This window comes from Clostridium sp. AM27-31LB (genome assembly GCF_003480745.1).
GTDB classification, from domain to species: domain Bacteria; phylum Bacillota; class Clostridia; order Lachnospirales; family Lachnospiraceae; genus Butyribacter; species Butyribacter intestini.
The window spans coordinates 113,140-127,629 of the sequence record NZ_QUJS01000006.1 but is presented as its reverse complement, the minus strand read 5'-3'; the positions used below and the strand labels follow the sequence as shown (position 1 = coordinate 127,629).

General features: G+C 36.3%; 8 protein-coding genes. 1 reads left to right on the top strand and 7 read right to left on the bottom strand.

Annotated elements, in window-relative coordinates; genetic code table 11:
- Positions 1 to 83: 83 nt before the first annotated feature.
- From DW721_RS10245 to DW721_RS10220, 6 genes are all read right to left on the bottom strand, one after another.
- Entirely contained in the window at positions 84 to 1,304 is a 1,221-nt protein-coding gene (locus DW721_RS10245) for an LL-diaminopimelate aminotransferase (RefSeq protein WP_022014688.1), read from the bottom strand.
- 212 nt (positions 1,305 to 1,516) lie between these two features.
- Positions 1,517 to 3,748, bottom strand: a complete 2,232-nt coding sequence (locus DW721_RS10240; RefSeq protein ID WP_182436291.1) for an alpha-amylase family glycosyl hydrolase — start codon at positions 3,746 to 3,748, stop codon at positions 1,517 to 1,519.
- A gap of 74 nt (positions 3,749 to 3,822) precedes the next feature.
- The gene (locus DW721_RS10235; protein WP_118745692.1) at positions 3,823 to 6,009 is read right to left on the bottom strand and encodes an alpha-galactosidase; all 2,187 of its coding nucleotides are present in this window, start codon (positions 6,007 to 6,009) and stop codon (positions 3,823 to 3,825) included.
- Positions 6,010 to 6,025: 16 nt separating this feature from the next.
- Positions 6,026 to 6,883 carry a carbohydrate ABC transporter permease gene (locus tag DW721_RS10230; protein WP_118745691.1) on the bottom strand — a complete coding sequence of 286 codons (858 nt, stop codon included), beginning with the start codon at positions 6,881 to 6,883 and terminating at the stop codon, positions 6,026 to 6,028.
- Positions 6,880 to 7,761, bottom strand: coding sequence for a sugar ABC transporter permease (locus DW721_RS10225; RefSeq protein ID WP_118745690.1), 882 nt, complete (start codon positions 7,759 to 7,761; stop codon positions 6,880 to 6,882). The genes DW721_RS10230 and DW721_RS10225 overlap by 4 nt, the downstream gene beginning before the upstream one ends.
- Positions 7,762 to 7,771: 10 nt before the next feature.
- On the bottom strand, positions 7,772 to 9,055 hold the full coding sequence (locus DW721_RS10220; protein WP_118745689.1) for an extracellular solute-binding protein: 1,284 nt from the start codon (positions 9,053 to 9,055) through the stop codon (positions 7,772 to 7,774).
- Positions 9,056 to 9,355: 300 nt separating this feature from the next.
- Between DW721_RS10220 and DW721_RS10215 the strand changes: the two genes are divergently transcribed.
- On the top strand, positions 9,356 to 10,216 hold the full coding sequence (locus DW721_RS10215) for an AraC family transcriptional regulator (RefSeq protein WP_118745688.1): 861 nt from the start codon (positions 9,356 to 9,358) through the stop codon (positions 10,214 to 10,216).
- 381 nt (positions 10,217 to 10,597) lie between these two features.
- Here the strand turns inward: DW721_RS10215 and DW721_RS10210 are convergent, their stop codons facing one another.
- Positions 10,598 to 14,311: an alpha-L-arabinofuranosidase C-terminal domain-containing protein gene (locus DW721_RS10210; protein ID WP_118745687.1), complete on the bottom strand. Its 3,714-nt coding sequence runs from the start codon at positions 14,309 to 14,311 to the stop codon at positions 10,598 to 10,600.
- Positions 14,312 to 14,490: the final 179 nt, after the last annotated feature.

The following is a 14,490-nucleotide window of genomic DNA, read 5'->3' as shown; positions in this document are numbered from 1 at the left end:
TGACTTTAAATGCAGCATAAATATGCATCACATTTACTATAAATTCGGCAAGCCTGTAAGTAACAACACCCTGCCGCTTGTCATCACGCTTTACCTGCTTTGATACGCTCCATTGCTTTCTTTGTATTCTCAAGACTTCCGAATGCTGTCAGTCTAAAGTAGCCCTCACCACTTGGTCCAAATCCTGAACCAGGTGTTCCGACAATGTTAAGATTTTCAAGGAGATAATCAAAGAACTCCCATGAAGTCATCTTGTCAGGTGTCTTAAGCCATATATATGGAGCATCAACACCACCGTAAACTTCATAGCCTGCACCTGTAAGACCGTCTCTTATTATCTTGGCATTGTTCATATAATATGCTATCTGCTCTTTAGTCTCTTTCTTTCCCTCATCAGTGTAAACTGCTGCACCGGCTGCCTGAATAATATAAGGAGCACCGTTAAACTTAGTTCCGTGACGGCGTGCCCAAAGACTGTGAAGCATTACATCACCGCATTTAAGTTCTTTAGGGATTACTGTAAATCCAAGTCTTGTACCTGTAAATCCTGCATTTTTTGAAAAGCTTCTAAGTTCGATGGCACATCCTTTTGCACCCTCACACTCATAGATTGAATGAGGTACATTTTCAGTAGAAATATATGCTTCGTAAGCAGCATCATAGATGATAACCGCACCTATCTTTAAGGCATAGTCAACCCATACCTGTAACTGGTCTTTTGTAATAGTTGTTCCTGTAGGATTGTTAGGGAAGCAGAGATAAATAATGTCAGGCTCTTCCTTAGGAAGTTCAGGAACAAAGTTGTTTTCTTTTGTGCATGGCATATAGATAACATCTGACCACTTTTCTGTTTCAGGGTTATATACACCTGTACGGCCTGCCATGGCGTTTGTATCTACATATACAGGATAAACAGGGTCGCATACGGCAATCTTGTTGTCAACTGCGAATATGTCTCCGATATTTCCTGAATCACTCTTTGCACCGTCACTTACAAAAATCTCATCTGCCGCAATATCGCATCCTCTTGCCTTGTAATCGTTCTCTACGATAGTTGTACGAAGAAATTCATATCCGAGGTCAGGAGCATATCCCTTAAATGTCTCTTTTACTGCCATCTCGTCAACCGCACTGTGAAGTCTCTTTATAACAGCAGGTGCAAGTGGTAATGTAACATCTCCGATACCAAGCTTTATAACTTCTTTATCAGGATTTGCTGCCGTATATGCTGCTACTTTCTTTCCAATGGTAGAAAAAAGATAACTACCAGGTAATTTTAAATAATTGTCATTAATCTTAAACATTCTAATTTAACCCGCCTTTCAGTATCATTACAGCCAGATCCACTCATTGTCACACAAACTGCTTTAAATTTAAAGATTGTGAATCAGCAGTAATTTATTTTCTCAATTACACATTTTACACGAAACCTTATGTTATTGCAAGATGTGATATTTTAACAAACATAAAATCAAAGATAGCTGTTCACACCTGTGATGCGAACAGCTAATATCATTTATGCTATTTTTTCATTTATAGTATATTCCATTTTTTCAAAATCTACCGTAAGCTCTGCTGATTCTGACTTGTAACTCCATTTTATTTTTAATATTGTATCATATGAAGTAAATTCTATCCTCGCTGCTTTCTTAAATACACTGCAGGTATTTCTAAAAGCAATCATTTCTATCTGCCTTTTTACAACATCTCTGTCTGCGTTTTCCAATATATACGCTGTGTCAAGATTTGTTCTGTTGATTTCCTTATGACCATCCTTTCCAGCCTTTCTGACTGCCTCATGATCATTTTTACCGGCAAACAGATCAAGATACCATATCTGCGGTTTACCAGGCATAAACAACTGCAAGGCCCTTGCAACGAGCATCTTCTTGTCATCTTCTCCCAATGCACTGTAAAAGGTTGAATTAACCTGATAATATATATTTTTCTGACCATGAAGATTTTTTATATAGCCTCCACGATTTACGATAGTATCAATAAGTCCCTGTATTCTTTCCTCTGGTATCAGACCTTTCAGATCGAGAAGAGGTATCCCGTCGTGGCAGCCAAGCATATTAACTGTTGATATATTTTTCTCAATTACTTCTTTTCCCCATCTGACAAGCGTATCACCATTTTTATTTTCAATAGCATCTATAATAAGTCCCGGCATAAAGAAGTCATATGTTATATAACCTTTTTTTGCAATCTTTTCATATATCTTCTCATTATATCCTGCATGAATCTCAGGTAAAAGTTTAAGGTCATAAACTTTAGCTTCCTCTGATACCTTTGAAAGAAGTTCCCATGTTCCCGGCTCATTTAAGAAATTTTTTTCTCCCGGCTCTTTTGGTGCATATGCAAAAGCATCGAGACGGACTATCTTCACTCCATACAATGCGAGTTTTTTCAACACCTCCCTATAATAATCCCATACAAGCTCAGATTTTATATTAAGATCCATCTGCCCAAGATATCTTTCATTTCCATCGCTGTCACATTCCACTTTCTGATAAAAAGTATTCCAGTATGGTACTTTCTTTCCATCCGGCATACGAACCATCAAGATAGGAAGTCCCGGTTTTCTAAAAAACATTTTATCAGTATATTTTTTGTCAGGTATCAAAACTCCATCTTCATTTAATTGTCCATATCCGTCCCAGAATAAATTCCAATTGATAAAGAAATCTTTATATTCAGATTTTTCTCCCTTTTCTAATATATCCTTAAATTGAGGAGAGTTTACTGAAAGATGATTCATAACAAAATCCATCTTTAGCGTAAGTCCCATATTTGACAGTTCCCTGATATCCTCTTTGGAAGCCATAGTCCCCTCCAGATCATAATCGATTACAGAAAATCCTCTGTCAAGATCGGAATGAAATACACTCGGCAACATATAAATTGATGAAAATGCCCCGGATGTATAGCTTTTTATAAATTCAATAAGCCCGCTGACATTTCCGTTTATACTGTCGGGATAAACATTAAGCATAGGTCTTATGTCAAAATCTTCATATTTTTCAACATACTCTTTATATGAAATTATACTTCCATCTATATCAACTATCATTTTTGCACCCGCAACCTGTCCTAAAAGTTTTTCCTGCTCTAGTTTTAAAACAAGTGATATAAAATCACTGCCCGCATTTGCATTTCTGTTTCTTTTTACTCTTCTCTGATAAGTAAGCTCAGGTGTGCTATGCAGATAAATAGGATAATCTATATTTTTTAAATTCTCATTATTTCCATGTGTCCATTCCAAAATGATGATACTTATATCTGAAACATCAACATCCTCAAACCATATATCCTCTTTTTTAGTTCCCATCCTTTTTAAGCTAAGGATATCTTTTCCGCTTTTAAACTGTTCAAGTATGTTATTTATAGTGTCATAATCTATCTCATCCGGTCCGCATAAATATCTTCTCAAGCCATCTACGCCCGATTCATCATATATTTTTTGTCTCATCATGTCATTTTCTACAGGAATCCTTCTTGGATAATTATCACCTGAAATAACATAATATCCGATACCTTTTTCGCCAAACATCTGTGCAAGCAAAACAGCAAAACTTGACTTTCCTGAACCTGAGCCTCCATATAATGACACAACAACCTTATCTTTATTTTCTATGTTTTCTTTAAGTTCAGCAAAAAGTTTTGAAAATATATTTTCTGCTTTTTCTTTCTGATCAGGTCCTATCTCAACAACATCTCCCGGCATATCACTTTTAATCTTTTTCATATAAAACCTCATTTCTGTATATAATCATTTAGAGCTGAAGCAGGTAAAACCTGCCCCAACTCCATTACAATACACTAGCATCTCTTTAACTCAACCTGCCAGCTCTGATATTCCCCAAGTTCCGGCATAAATGGCATTCCTATGTTCATAAGTGCCTCAGCAGGATATATTTTTCCTGTCTTTACATCTTTATATGTAACATTCTCATTTAATCCTTTAAATCTGACATACAACGGCTGCATATTTCCATGCATCTTTAAGCACACAACATTTACAAGCACATCATCTCCGTCTTTTGAAACAAACTCCCATGCTGCTACCGGATCTTTGTATGGATCACTAAGTCTGTAATATAGACCATTATAAATAAGCTCTGCCTCTTTCTTAAATGTTTTTATCTGTTCCTTTATCGTATTTTTCTCGGCTTCAGATACTTTTCCCAAATCTAATTCATATCCAAAACTTCCTGACATTGCAACAACACCTCTTGTATCGATAGATACACTGCGTCCTGTCTGATGGTTTGGAACTGCTGAAACATGTGCGCCAACTGCTGAAACAGGATAGCCAAATGATGTTCCATACTGGATCTTTGTTCTATCTATCGCATCCGTATTGTCACTGCACCATATCTGTGGTGTATAATAAAGCATTCCGGCATCAAATCTTCCACCGCCGCCACTACAACCTTCAATAAGAATATCAGGATAATTTTTATTAAGTCTCTCTAAGAAATCATATAATCCAAGTACATAATCATAATATACATTTCCCTGATACTTATCTTCATTGCTGTAAACATTTGCTATACTTCTGTTCATATCCCACTTTATATACTCTATATTTCCACTCTCAATGACTTTTGTGATCGAATCATAAATATAGTCAACAACTTCTTTTCTCGAAAAATCAAGTACCAGCTGGTTTCTTGACCTTACAGGTTTTTTCCCCGGAACCGCAAATGCCCAGTCAGGATGCTTTCTATACAGATCACTATCTTCATTTACCATCTCAGGTTCTACCCATATGCCAAATTTAATGCCACAGTTATTTACAGCTTCAACAAGTTCCTTTAACGAACAGCCTATCTTATTTTCATTTGTAAACCAGTCACCAAGTCCACTGTTATCATCGTCTCTTTTTCCAAACCAGCCATCATCCATAACAAGCATCTCTACGCCAAGTTCAGCGGCATTCTTTGCAAGATTTACAATGGAATTTTTATCAATATCAAAATATGAAGCTTCCCAGCTGTTTACAAGCACAGGTCTTACCTCATTTTTATATTTTCCTCTACACACATTTTCTCTTATACATTTATGCAGATTCTGTGATAAAACTGCTAATCCCCTATCGCTGTATGACATGATAACCTCAGGTGCTATAATGCTTTCACCGGATTTCAGGCAGTAAGAAAACTGTTCCTCCATAAGTCCAAGCTGCATTCTCGTCTGACCATACTGGTCCTTTTCAGCCTCACCTAAAAATCCTCCGCTATAAACAAATGACATAGCATAACAATTTCCATAATCTTCATTTGCATCACTGTCTGCAAGTATCATAAGCGGATTGTACTGATGACTTGATGTTCCTCTTCTGCTGCCTATCCGATATGAACCATGACCTACACTTTGTCTCTGTATATTTCTCTCCATTGCATGTCTTCCATAAAATGTGATCAGATCAAAATTTCCCGAAACGAAATCAAGACATGCACTCTGTAATTTTTCAATATATATATTATTCTTATTTTCATTTATAACATTTGCAGCTCTTGTAATAATATCAAGAGATTCGATAATACCATAATATAATATGACCTTTATCCCTGATACTTTATCGGACAAAGTTATCTCTAATGTCTGTGCTTTGTCCATATCACTATTTTCATAAACTGCCGGAAGTCCTGAAAGCCCATATTTTCCATCTTTTATAATATGACTCTCATATCTTAGATCACATCCAAAACTTCCATCCTCATATCTCACCTCAAACACCGGACTTCTAAAATCTCCTGCTCCTCTGCATGGAAATTCCTGTAAAAGTGCATCAAGTGAATATTTTCTATTATCACCGGCATCATATGGATTTCCTGAAAATCCCCTGTCAAGGTTTACAAGAATATAATCCATATTTCCGTTTGTTCTTTTTCCATAATAAAGATGGAGTAAAAATCCATATTCATCTATTTTCATCTGATATGTGGAATTTTTTGTATTTAATGTTATCAATCTATTGTTTTCATCAAAAATAATCGCCATATTTTTTACCTCACTTTTATTTTACTGCACCGTTTACTACACCATTCATAATCTGCTTCTGACATACTACATAGAATAAAAGGATAGGTAATAATGCAAGAAGATATGATGCAAATGCCAGATTATAATTTGTTCCAAACTGTGACTGGAAATTAAGCTGTGCGATAGGCAGCGTATTGTGATCTGTTCCTGATAATATTACAAGAGGTGTAGTCACATCATTCCATGTACTCATCGCCGTAAGTATCGCAACAGTTGCATGCATCGGTTTCATATTTGGGAATATTATCTTCCAGAAAATTTTAAATGCTGATGCTCCATCGACATGTGCAGCTTCCTCCAATGCAGTAGGAATATTTTTCAGATATCCTGCATAAAGCATAAGATTCATCGGCATAAAAAATACTGTATATAGCACTATAACACCAAATCTGTTTGCAATGCCAAGCTGTGCTGTCTGCTTTACAAGAGGCATCATCAAAACTGCAAAAGGAACGAACATACCACTTACTATGTAATAATAAGATGCCTTAAAAATCTTGTGTTTTGCCATTTTTCTTCCTATCACATATCCTGCAAGAGAATGTAATAAGATACATAAAACAACAGTAACACAGGTTATAAGAAGACTGTTTCCCAATGTATGCCAGAAATCTGTGATCTTGATAGCTTCTACAAAATTGTCAAGGTTCCAGCTTGATGGCAGTGATAATGCACCTGAGATATCATTTGTCATTTCTGACGGCTTTTTAAATGCAATGATAACTGTCATATATAACGGAAACAATACTGTAAGAGTTCCAAGCACAAGAAGTGCATTTATTATATAATGTACGATTTTTCCATGAGATAATCTTTTTTTCTTTTCCATCATAACTGCTCCTCCTTACCATTTAAGAATTTCATCTGTAAAACAGATACGATTACTATCACAACAAAGAAAACAAATGCATTTGCACTCTGAAAACCAAACTGACCGCCACTCATACCATTGTTATATATAAGATATGATATTGATTCCGTACTCTGTGATGGTCCACCCTTTGTCAATGACATTATCTGGTCGAATACCATCATCGCATTTTTCATACATAAAACAAGATTTATAGTAAAGAATGGAATGATAAGCGGAAAAGTAATCTTCCAGAACTTTTTCCATCCTCTCGCGCCATCCACCATTGATGCCTCATAAACCTCTTCCGGCACTGTCTGAAGTCCCGATATATATATAATGGTATTCATTGCTATGCCCTGCCATGCACCCACAATAACAATAGCTAACCACGCTGTCTTTGTACTTGCGAGCATACTGTTCTGAAGAAATCCTATTCCTGTCACATTTCCTATTGTAGGAAGAATATATGTAAAGATAAAACTAAATATATATCCAACAACAAGACCTCCAAGTATGTTAGGTATAAAATAAATTCCTCTCAATGCACTTTTGCATCTCATCTTTCTATTAAGTCCCAATGCCAGAATAAGACTTATGACATTTACAACAATAGTTAAAACAACCGAATATTTTATTGTAAACAGATATGATTTTACAACTCTCGTATCAGACAATAAATCTTTAAAATTTCTAAGTCCTATAAAGTCATAACTTCCATATCCGCGATAATTAGTAAGTCCATAATAAAACCCTTTGATAAGTGGCAATGTATTAAAAGCAAAAAACAATACTAATATCGGCAGTAAAGCCGCAAGAAAAATTTTGTCATTTTTAGTCCATTTTGCACTCTTTTTCATAGTCTACCTCCTATTTTGATTCTTCCTTATATTTTTTAACCTTGTCGATTATGTCACGATTATATCTCACCCATTCAGTATCAAATTTATTAAGGAATGTTTTTAATGCATTATCACTCTTGTCAAGAAGATATGTCTGTATCATTGCTGCAACATCCATTTCTGCCGGATAATGATGATCCTGAAAATCTGCAACTTTTCCTTCCTCGATATATGTTTTCATATCAATAAGCTCTTTCGCAAGTGTAAAATCACCTTTCTTGCAAGGTACGGCACTCTGATCATCCATATATTCCTGAACATTTTCATCTTCAAGCAAAAATCTTAAAACCTCATATGCAGCATCTTTATTCTTGCATTCCTTCATAACACAAAACATTAGGTCATTTCCTGAATTAAGCAGATTATCATCCGTTTTGTCAGTTGCCGGAAATACAAATGAACCTATATTCATATCAGGATTTACTGATTTTATCTGAGGTATAGCATAACTTCCTATTGTGTACATTGCAGACTTGCCTCTTGCAAAAGCTGTACATGCGTCATTGTATCCATACGCAACAGGATTTTTCTGTGCATATTGTAAAAGTTCCTTTATTTTCGTTGCTGTTTCTGCATAAGCACCTGAATAAGTTGCTGTTCCACTATTTACCTGATATGCAAGATCTGAATCACACATACTTACTGCAAGAGCATTCCATGGTGCAAGGCATGTCCATGTATCTTTATAGCCTAAATAAATTGGCTGTTCTCCTGCTTTTTTAATCTTTTTACAGAGATTTACAAATTCCGTCCATGTTTTAGGAATCTCCCATCCATACTTCTTAAACATATCTTTGTTGTAAAGAATTCCTGCCGCATTTGCCATATAAGGTACTGCATAAGTTCCTTTCATCGGAATATATTCCAAATCTTTGTTTATGTTTAAATATGTTTCCTTGATATCGGATAATCCGTCAAAATCTGAAATATCCATCAGCATATCAGCATCAAGGAAATTTGAATAATTAACATCTCCACCAATTCCTATAATATCCGGAGTATCCTCCCTGATAAATCTTGTCTTCAATATTGTCATTGCATCATTTGGCGAATCGATCTTTAACTCGATATCATCATGCGAATCATTAAATTTCTTTTCAACTTTTTTAAAATAATTAGCAGCCTCCGGCTTATAATGCACCATCTCAATAACTGTCTTTCCTGACTTTTTGCTTTTCTGGCATCCCGTAAAATATGTTATGGATGCTACTGCCACCAACAAAAATGTCAGCATCACTTTTTTGTGCTTCATAAGATTATTCTCCTTCCTTTTACAACATATATGCACCAAAATACATTGCATATTGTCATATCCAAATCAAACTTTTATTTTTTCGTCCGATATATATCTTGTAAAGACATTATAACATCTCATAATGCTATATGATATAGTCTGCTTTTTGCAATTTTATACCAATATGCAACATCACATAGCTTATTTATATATCAGTTAGCATTATGGTATATTTTCCATATGTACCCCAAAAAGACAATTTTAATTTAAATTTTCACACTATAAAGAACGCACATTACTTAGAAACGAGGTATGACTATGAATGAAAATGAATTATACTTTTCTATTTTTCCAAACGAACGCTTTATAGATCTTGGACTTTACCAATTTGGTATGGAACAATGTTCTCCATCCCACTCATACGGTCCTGCAGCAAGAAATCATTTTTTATTTCACTATATAATTTCGGGAACAGGCACCTTATATGCCGATGATTCGACCGGCACTACCAAAACATACCATCTTAAAAGCGGCGAGGGATTTTTAATCTTTCCTAATCAGATAACAACATATATAGCTGACAAAGAACTTCCATGGGAATATGTGTGGATAGAATTTGACGGACTTCGTGCAAAAGAAGCTATGGATACGGCAGGATTTTCTTTAGACAGACCGATATTTCACACAAAAAAAAGAGATATGAGCCAAAAAATGGAAGAAGAACTCGTATATATAGCAACCCACTCTGATGAAACTATATTTAATATAATAGGTCATCTTTATCTGTTTCTTGATTATTTTATGCGTTCAACAGTATCAACTGTAGTAAAGGGCAGCACCAAACTTCAGGATTACTATATAAAAGAGGCAATAACTTACATAGAACAAAATTTTCAGAATGATATTTCCGTAGTTGACATTGCAAACCGACTCGGTATTAACAGAAGTTATTTTGGCAAAATCTTTAAACAGACATTAAAACAGACTCCACAAGAATTTCTAATAAATTACCGCATGATAAAGGCAACTGAATTATTGAGACTCACAAAAATGTCAATAGGAGATATAAGCAAAGCTGTCGGCTATGAAAACCAGCTTCATTTTTCGCGTGCATTTAAGAAGATATATAATATCTCACCAAGAGAATGGCGAAACATAAATGCAGTTAATAATATGTAGAATTTTATTTGATCAAAAATCGCACTAATCTTTTGGAATTGCTTAAAAATAAGGGCTGTCACGCTAAGTTCTATTCATACAATATACAGATAAGAAATCTGTTATCATCAGCTACATTTGTATAGATTATACTTACTGTGACAGCCTCTTATTTAAGTCAAGCGGATATTCGCAATCCGCTCTGCTACTTGCTCATAACACTATTAGCTGCTACCGCAGCATATGTATCAGAAGGGGCTTGTACCCCTCCTGATACAAGCAAGTCCCCCCCACTTATTGCTCTACGCAATAGAAGTGGGGGACTTCCTTAATAATGTTAAATCTTTGCTTTCATTTTATAATCATCTCGTATTTTCAGACACTATGATTTTTACCTCTGCTTTAAAATACTACTACCGCTACTGAATTTGCAGGGAGTAATATCTCTGCTGTCTGATTATTTACGGCTGTCTGATATTTTACGGGAACGACATATTCTTTTTCTTTAGTATTCACATTTGCAACACCGGCAAGCTCCTTATCCGCCGTAAGCATTACAACTTCGGCACTCGCAACTTTTTTGTAAGCATCAAGTTTTACTGATACTTTCTTTGCAACATTATCTTTATTTACAAGTTTTGCATAGATGTTCTTTTCATCTCTTGTTACGGAATTAAATACAACTCTGTTATATGCATTTAATTTATAGTCAAGGACTATACTCTTGTTTCCTGCCTCATCTGTATAATACATCTGAAGTCCCCTCGCATCTCCGCATCCATAATTAACGGTAAATACATACTGTTTTCCATCCTCAAGCGGCTCAAAATTGCACTCTCTTAAATTTCCTGCAAGCTCACTTGATGAGTAGTCACCCATTCGGTAGCCCTCACTTCCGTCCTTAAAGACTCTTACACCTGTGAGATAACCGTGCATTGAAACAGCATACTCAACAACATTTTTATTCTTCTCTGATATATCCGTAAGACCTGCTCCCACAAACAATCCGCCGTTTCCTGATATTCTCTTTGCAGTTACATTTATTTTATAATCTGTCCAACTATCATCATATATATAAATTCCGTTTGCTGCTTTTTTTGTTGCCTTAAACAAAATTCCATCTGCCTGTTTTTCATAATTCTCCGAACCCGGTATCAGTGAAATTTTCTCATTAAGTTCATTTGCAAAATCCTGGCTGAACAATACACTTCCGTCTGCATTTGAGATTATCTCAATTTTCTGTAAAAGCATATCAGCTTCAGTTACCGATACTGATACTCCTCCATGCGGTATAAGCTGCTTCTTCTCGTCTTTGTCATACATCTTAAATGATGTGTCAATGGCACGGTCACCTATATACTTTGCAAACATCTGCTGAACATAATAGTTTGGTGTGTACCATACCGAATCATTGTCAAACCAGATAGCATCAGGTGTCCAGCGGTATGCTCCGTCAGAGAGCACCTTATTAAACAGTGGTGCTGTTGCCGCAAGTCTTACCACATCTGAGTTATTTTCAAAACCTGTCATGACCGCTGCCTCTGCAACCGCTCCGGCGAGTGTGTTTTTATCCGATGATGCATACTCACCGACAAATACTTTTGATGAATTATTGTCATCTATTGTTCCATCTGTATTGTATGCCCTGTAATAATAATCATATCTGTCTGCATTTTCATATAAATACGCATTTGAACGGTAATAATGCTCGTCAGCTACCGTCTCCATATAATGTTTCTGGTATTTATACCACTCGACTTCCTTATCAAAACTCTCGTTTCCGTCAGTAAATGCAATGACAGCTCCCTTATCCTTAAGATTACCGCTCAAATATCTCCATCCAAACTTATAGGCATCATCATCTGCCTGTGCACCTACCGTTGAAATGATAGTGAGGTCATAACCCGGATAATTCTTTTCCATATGCTCGTCAATAGCGTGTTTAAATTCTTCAAAACTTGCAAAAAATTCTTCGCCCCAGTTTTCATTTCCAACGCCTAAAAGGTGCATATCAAACGGCTTTTCATGTCCCATCTTCTTTCTTAAAGCAGCCCACTCATTATTTTTACAGTCGGTACTTATCGCAAAGTCGATAAGGTCTGTAAAGTTTTTAATATATTTCTCCTGAAGGCTTCCACCTGCCGGATTTGCATAATCAGAACGTGCCTGACAAAGCACTCCGCAAGCCATGACAGGAAGAGGTGATGCACCTAAGTCCTCGGCAAGCTGGAAATATTCCATATAACCGAGTCCCATTGTCATCATATATCCCCACACATTAAAGTTTTCTTTTCTGTATTCAATATCATCGACCGAATCTTTCCAGTCATATACATTTTCCCAGATAAATGAACCCTCTGAAATACATCCACCCGGAAATCTTAAGAATTTCGGATGAAGGTCACGCATGGCTTCAACAAGATCTCTCCTTAAACGATAATTCTTGTTGCCAATATAGTTTGCATGAGCTGTAGCACTTGTGCTCTCTTCACCTGCTCCCCATACATTTTCAGGCATAAGAGAAACCATATCTATTGAAATCTCGCCCTCAAACGCAAGTCTTAACTGTGCATATCCTGTCTTTTTTGCAGTAAGGACAATCTTTTCATCCTCACCAAATTTCTTCCATGTGTCAGAAATTCCAGCAAGTTCTTTCTCGTCACTTACCAAAACATCATCCTCATCGACAAGAGCTATCTTTATCTTTGCCACATTGTCTGTACTCTTAGCCCATATAGAAAAATCATATTTCTCATCTTTTTTAAGATACATTGAGAGAGCCGCCGTCGTGTCACAGAAACCTCTGTTATAGAGCACCGCACCTGACTTTGCAATAACATAATACTCACTTGTATCAGGTTTTGTAATTCCGAGATGCTCATTTAAACCGCCCTCACACTTAGGTGTGACCTTATCTGTGTCACCAAACCAGAATGCGAGCGGCGTGTGATTTCTTCCTGTCGATTTTCCGTTTTCCCCTGATGACGGGTCATATGTATTATATGTAAACGCTTCAAATGAACGATTATTTACAAGTTCAGCGTATATACCGCCATCTGCCGCATTGTTTATATCCTCATAGAAAAGACCGTAGAGAGTATCACTTATCTTTACCTTTTCACGGTCGGCATGAATAGTGAGTTCGTATGGAACTTCCGTCTTTGGAACAACAGTAACCATATATTCAATAGTCTTTTTCTCATCATCAAAAGAGAGCGTTGCACTAAGTTTCATATACTTAGCTTTCTCAAAATCCCCAACTTTTCCATCAGAGCTTAAAACAGCTTCATCCTCTGACTTCCATACGACATTTACCTTTCCTCCCATGTAAGATGTAGGAAGTTCTATATCCTCTGTTATTATCTTGTCAGGTGCAGTGAGATATTTTTCGCACACCATCTCAAGAATATCTTTCTTTGAAATGCTCTCACACACAATATCTACTATATCACCCTCTGAAAGTGCAGAATCGTAAATCCTGAAATCTGAAAGTGCCACATTTGCATCCGGGTCTGCATCAAACTGTGAACGGCCGATAAAGTTATTTACATATTTTCCGTCCTCCTTAAGGCCTGCAAACCACTCTCTGAGTCTTCTGTAGTTTCCGCTTGATGTCTGACTTATAAGACCGTCTGCTATAAGCTCACCGTCAACATATACCTGCGGACCTGCACTGCTGAGTGTTCCGTTCTTCGTACCGTGAACAACAACTGCAACATGAATCCATGTGTGCTCCGCAAATCCTTTTCCCGGATCAGCCAAAAGGTCTGCCCCGCTAAAACAGCTTGCCCGTAGATTTCTCGTAAGGAAGAAATAAGGTCCCATTGTAGAATAGCCGAAATCAAAAAGTCTCTCCCACACATTCTCACCTTTAGAGAGATTCATCCAGAAAGAAATGCAAAGACCGTCATCATCAGAAACACCCTTAAGGATATTTTCAGGAAGTTTAATGTATGAATTAGCGACCTTTCCATCACCGCTGATAACAACAGCCTTTCTTCCGTCAACATCCTTTATGACGGGGGCATTATCCCCGGCAGGAACGGCATCAAAACCATTTCCTGAACTATCTACTCCAATATTTTTTTCATCATCAAATTTGTACCATGCTATCATAGTATGCTTCTCCTTTTTTTGTATTTTTATTTTTCAAAGCTATAGCACTATTTTACAATTTATTAAAATAATTTACAATATTATTTTCAAAAAAATTGTAACAGTTCAGACATAAAAACACAATTTGTAATACTTGAGCTTGCTCATTGTATTGCAAATTAGTTTTTTATGGCTGAATA